Below are 470 nucleotides of genomic sequence, written 5' to 3'. Positions count from 1 at the left end.
TTTCACTCGTTGTGCACGGAACCAATGATGCACCTGTTCTGGCGATTGTATTGCCTCCTCAATCTTCCGCGGAAGATCAGGCCATGAGCTTTGTTTTGCCGACGAATGCATTCACGGATGTGGACGGGGATGCGCTGAGCTTAAGTGCAACAATGGTTGGGGGTGCGGCCCTGCCGGGCTGGCTGGTATTTGATGCGGCTTCCGGGAGCTTCTCAGGCACACCACCCCAGGACTATACCGGGCAAGTCAATGTAACAGTGACGGCCAGTGACGGGTCGCTTTCAGCCAGCGGCACCTTTGCGCTTGAGATTACCCCTGTCAACGACGCGCCTGTCGCGGCTGATGATGTGGCTCAGAGTTCCACTCCGATCACGGAAGATGTTGTGACCCAGTTTGCGACAGCCACCCTTCTGGCCAATGACAGCGATATCGACGGGGATGCGCTGACGGTGACATCTGTGTCTGCACTG

General features: G+C 57.0%; 1 protein-coding gene. It reads left to right on the top strand.

Annotation, left to right across the window (positions count from 1 at the left end; genetic code table 11):
- Positions 1–11 precede the first annotated feature (11 nt).
- On the top strand, positions 12–470 hold a 459-nt coding region (locus Q1B13_RS26880; RefSeq protein WP_299085964.1), incomplete at its 3' end, for an Ig-like domain-containing protein.

The organism is uncultured Ruegeria sp., from assembly GCF_947489545.1.
Taxonomy (GTDB): domain Bacteria; phylum Pseudomonadota; class Alphaproteobacteria; order Rhodobacterales; family Rhodobacteraceae; genus Ruegeria.
Note: the sequence above shows the minus strand (reverse complement) of the source record. Positions and strands in the feature narration are given on the sequence as shown.